At 69.2% G+C, this 5,063-nt stretch carries 3 protein-coding genes and 1 pseudogene; 3 read left to right on the top strand and 1 reads right to left on the bottom strand.

The features are described 5' to 3' along the window. Positions 1-297 (bottom strand): annotated as a pseudogene (locus FV222_RS16905) (SHOCT domain-containing protein); the annotation flags it as partial. A 308-nt stretch (positions 298-605) separates the two neighbouring features. Between FV222_RS16905 and glgX the strand changes: the two are divergent. The 3 genes from glgX to FV222_RS16890 form a co-directional block, all read left to right on the top strand. Continuing rightward, positions 606-2,876, top strand: a complete 2,271-nt coding sequence (gene glgX, locus FV222_RS16900; protein WP_147750368.1) for a glycogen debranching protein GlgX — start codon at positions 606-608, stop codon at positions 2,874-2,876. Positions 2,877-3,018: 142 nt separating this feature from the next. Continuing rightward, entirely contained in the window at positions 3,019-3,399 is a 381-nt protein-coding gene (locus tag FV222_RS16895; protein ID WP_147750369.1) for a response regulator, read from the top strand. A gap of 189 nt (positions 3,400-3,588) precedes the next feature. After that, the coding region (locus FV222_RS16890; RefSeq protein ID WP_147815198.1) for an AI-2E family transporter at positions 3,589-5,063 on the top strand (1,475 nt) is incomplete at its 3' end.

Raw genomic sequence — 5,063 nt, 5'->3', positions numbered from 1 at the left:
TCCCTGGCCGCTCCAGCCGGCGGCGGGCAGCGCGCCGGCAAGCTCGGCGCAGAGGCCGGCGACGCGGGCCTTCAGCTCGGCGTCGAACATCCGTCCGACCATGACCATGCCGCCGGAGAACCACTGGCCCATGCCGCCGAGTTCCGGGTGGTCGAACTGCGCCATCGTGCCGTTGCCGGCCTCCAGCGCCCGCAACAGGTGGCGTACCGCGTCGAGGCCGACGCCGTGGCGGTCGGCCACGATCTGCAGCCCGGAGGCGTGATCGGGGCCTTCGTCGTTCGTTGCCTCGACGCTCATGCGGTCTGCTCCGGAAGGCGCGACGCGCTCGATTGGCGCCGCGATGGGCCGCGAATGCCGGGCCGTGCCCGGGGCGAGCCCTTACTATGGCGCGCCGCACGGGGCGGTGGAAGAACCCAGCTCGCGCAAAAATCGCAGGTGCCGGAACGGGTTCCGCCCGGATCGCGGGCTCGTGTCGCTGCGCTGCAAAAATTTCCGGCGCCCGGGAGCTTCGCCGTCGGCCGCACGTTCACAAAACGGCCCGGGGGCCCCGTCGCCGAACGTCAGGCGGCGGTCGTCGTGATGCGGCCCCGGCCGACGGAGTGAACATGGCCGACCCAATTCGAAACGTAGTCTCGACCCGCCCCGTTCGTTCGCGCATCCAGGAAGGCAAGCCCTATCCCCGCGGCGCCACCTGGGACGGCCTCGGCGTGAACTTCGCCGTCTTCTCCGCCCACGCGACCAAGGTCGAGCTCTGCCTGTTCGACGAGTCCGGCGAGAAGGAGATCGAGCGGATCGCGCTCCCTGAATACACCGACGAGGTCTGGCACGGTTACCTGCCCGACGCGCGGCCCGGCACGATCTACGGTTACCGCGTCCACGGCCCCTACGAGCCGAAGGCCGGGCACCGCTTCAACCACAACAAGCTGCTGATCGACCCCTACGCCAAGGGGCTCGTCGGCTCGATCACCTGGAACCCGGCCCTGTTCGGCTACCAGATGGAGACCGGCGACGACCTGACCTTCGACGAGCGCGACAGCGCGCCGTTCACCCGCCGCAGCCAGGTCATCGACCCGGCCTTCACCTGGGGCGCTTACCGCAAGCCGAACGTCCCGTGGGAGAAGACCATCGTCTACGAGGCCCACGTGAAGGGCCTGACCAAGAACCATCCGCGGGTGCCCGAGCGCCTGCGTGGCACCTATGCCGGCCTCGGCAACCCCGACGTGCTCGACTACATCAAGAGCCTCGGCGTGACCGCGGTGGAACTGCTGCCGGTCCACGCCTTCGTGCAGGACGACTACCTGCAGGAAAAGAACCTCGTCAATTACTGGGGCTACAACACGATCTCGTTCTTCACCCCCGCCCGTCGCTACGCGGCGGTGCCGGACTTCGCCTTCTCGGAGTTCAAGGAGATGGTCGCCCGCCTGCACGGCGCCGGCCTCGAGGTGATCCTCGACGTGGTCTACAACCACACCGCCGAGGGCAACGAGAAGGGTCCGACCCTGTCGTTCAAGGGGATCGACAACGCCTCCTACTACCGGCTGCTGCCGGGGCAGGAGCGCTACTACATCAACGACACCGGCACCGGGAACACCTTCAACCTCTCGCATCCCCGCGTGCTGCAGCTCGTCATGGACTCCCTGCGCTACTGGGCGACCGAGATGCGCGTCGACGGCTTCCGCTTCGACCTCGCCACCATCCTCGGGCGCGAGCCGCACGGCTTCGACGAGGGCGGCGGCTTCCTCGACGCCTGCCGCCAGGACCCGGTGCTGAACGACGTGAAGCTCATCGCCGAGCCGTGGGATTGCGGCCCGGGCGGCTACCAGGTCGGCGGCTTCCCGCCCGGCTGGGCCGAGTGGAACGACCGGTTCCGCGACGACGTGCGCGGCTATTGGAAGGGCGACGAGGGCCTGCTGCCGGATCTGGCCAACCGCATCACCGGCTCGGCCGACAAGTTCAACAAGCGCGGGCGTAAGCCGTGGGCCTCGGTGAACTTCCTCACCGCGCATGACGGCTTCACCCTGCACGACACCGTCGCCTACAACGACAAGCACAACGAGGCGAACGGCGAAAACAACCGTGACGGCCACTCGCACAACCTGTCGTACAATTACGGCGTCGAGGGCCCGACCGACGACCCGGCGATCCGCGCCGTGCGCCTGCGCCAGATGCGCAACATGCTCGCGACCCTGTTCCTGTCGCACGGCACGCCGATGCTGCTGGCCGGCGACGAGTTCGCGCGCACCCAGCAGGGCAACAACAACGCCTACTGCCAGGACAACGAGGTCTCGTGGATCGACTGGGGGGCGATCGGCGCCGAGGAGCGCGACCTCGCCGAGTTCACCCAGCGCCTGATCCTGCTGCGCAACGCCCTGCCGATCCTCAGCCGCGGCCGCTACCTGACCGGGCAGTACGACGAGGAGTTCGGCGTCAAGGACGTGACGTGGCTGCGCCCGGACGGGCACGAGATGGGATCTGAGAACTGGACCGACGGCGGCGCCCGCTCCCTAGCGGTGCTGCTCGACGGGCGCGCCCAGGCGTCGGGCGTGCACCGGCGCGGCGGCGATGCCACCTTGCTGATCATGTACAACGCCTACCACGACCTCGTGCAGTTCACCCTGCCCGAGTCGGTCGGCGGATCGGCCTGGACGCGCCTGCTCGACACCAACCTGCCCGACAGCCAGGAGGTCGCGAGCTTCACGTCCGGCGAGCGCTACGACGTGACCGGGCGCTCGATGCTGATGTTCGTCCTCAAGCCCGACGACACCCCCGGCGACGCGGTGACGGAGATGGAGCGCTCCTACCAGCACGTGATGCAGGCCTTCGAGCGGGCCAACATCCAAGAGGTCCATTTCCACCTCAACGACGAAGATCGCTGAACGCGGCGCCTTCCCCTCGAGCAGATGATCTGCCACGAGGGTTTGAATACAAAAAATCGGACGATCGTGGGCCGCCGCGCGTTGAAGAATCTATGCGCGGCGGCGACGCGTCGGGCGGCCGTTCGTCGGGGACCCAACATCCATGCCCAAGATTCTGCTGGTCGAAGATCACGAGGAGATCTGGGATTTCCTGTCCCGCCGGCTCAAGCGTCGCGGGTACGAGGTGATCCTGGCTCATGACGGCGAGGCCGGCGTGCAGCAGGCGCGCTCGGGCCGCCCCGACGTGATCCTCCTCGACATGAACCTGCCGATCCTCGACGGCTGGTCGGCGGCCCGCGCGCTGAAGTCCGGCAGCGACACCCGCGGCATCCCGATCATCGCGCTCACCGCCCACGCCATGTCGGGCGATCGCGACAAGGCGATCCAGGCCGGCTGCGACGACTACCACCCCAAGCCCGTCGACTTCTCGAAGCTGCTCAGCCAGATCAGCGCGGCCTTGGGCGAGACCGCGACGGCGGGCTAGGGCGGTTCTCCTCCCTTCCACCTCATCCTGAGGTACCGCAGCTCAGCGGGCCTCGAAAGAGCCCTCCCGCGGTCTCGGCGGGTCCTGGAGGGCTCCTTCGCAGCCCGCTGCCGCGGGCACCTAAGGATAAGGGGCGTCGATGGGGGAACGCTCGAGCGGTCGAACACAGGCGTAACCGGAGCGTAATCCATGAGCGACGACCCCGTCACCGCGCAGCGCCTGAAGAACGGCCTGCCGGTCTTCGTCGCCCTGGCCTCGCTGCTGCTCGTCCTCGCGGTGATGGCCGCGCTGTATTTCGGACGCGACATCCTCGTGCCGGTGACGCTGGCGATCCTGCTGAGCTTCGTCCTCGTGCCGGCGGTGCGCCTGCTCGGGCACATCCGCATGCCGCGGGTGCCGGCGGTGCTGCTGGTGGTCGTCGTGGTGTTCGGAGCACTGTTCGGGATCGGCAGCCTGATCGTGCGCGAGGGCGGGCAGCTCGTCTCCGACCTGCCGCGCTACTCCCTGGTGATGCAGGACAAGATCAAGTCCCTGCGCGGCGCCACCGCCGACACCGGCACGCTGTCGCGCATCGTCGACGTGTTCCAGGACCTGAGCGCGACGCTGTCGCCGCCGCCGCCGCCGGAGCTGAAGGGCGATCCGGGCTCGACCGGGCATCCGCTCACCGTGGAGATCCGCGCGGCGCGGGCCGGCCTCGTCGAGAACCTCCAGACCTTCGCCGGGCCGATCCTGCACCCGCTGGCCACCACCGGCCTGATCCTGATCTTCACGATCTTCATCCTGCTCCAGCGCGAGGACCTGCGGAACCGGATGATCCGGCTGGCCGGCGGCTCGGGCGACCTGCGCCGCACCACCGCGGCCATCGACGACGCGGCGCGCCGCCTCAGCCGGTTCTTCCTGGCGCAGCTCGCCCTCAACGTGGCCTTCGGCGTGGTGATCGGCGTCGGGCTGTGGTGGATCGGTGTACCGAGCCCGACCCTGTTCGGCGTGCTCGCGGCGATCCTGCGCTTCGTGCCCTATATCGGCGCCGCGATCAGCGCCCTGCTGCCGCTGGTGCTGGCGGCCTCCGTCGATCCGGGCTGGAGCATGGTGATCGCCACGGCGGCGCTGTTCCTCGTGGTCGAGCCGATCGCCGGCCACGTGATCGAGCCGCTGCTCTACGGGCACTCCACCGGGCTCTCGCCGATCGCGGTCATCCTCTCGGCGACGATCTGGACGTTCCTGTGGGGGCCGATCGGCCTCGTGCTGGCCACCCCGCTCACGGTCTGCCTCGTCGTGCTCGGCCGCCACGTCGACAGGCTCTGGTATCTCGACGTGCTGCTCGGCGACCAGCCGGCCCTCGACCCGCCCGAGATCTTCTACCAGCGCATGCTTGCCAACGACCCGGCGGAGGCGATCGACCAGGGCCGGCAGTTCCTGAAGGAGCGCGCGCTCGTCACCTACTACGACGAGGTCGTTCTGGCCGGCTTGCGGCTGGCGCAGGACGACCTGTCCCGCGGCACCCTCGACCGTGCGCGCCAGGGCGAGGTCGGCGCCGCGATTCGCACCGTGGTCGCCCGCCTCGGGACGACGCCGGTGGCCCTGCGCCCGCGCAAGGGAAAGGCGCGGACTGGGAGCTCCGAAGCCGCCGCCGCCGTCGCCGCGGCGGGGCCGGACCGTAAGGT

Source organism: Methylobacterium sp. WL103 (assembly GCF_008039885.1).
Classification (GTDB): domain Bacteria; phylum Pseudomonadota; class Alphaproteobacteria; order Rhizobiales; family Beijerinckiaceae; genus Methylobacterium; species Methylobacterium cerastii.
The sequence above is the reverse complement of the archived record's forward strand: the minus strand, read 5'-3'. Positions and strand labels throughout refer to the sequence as shown.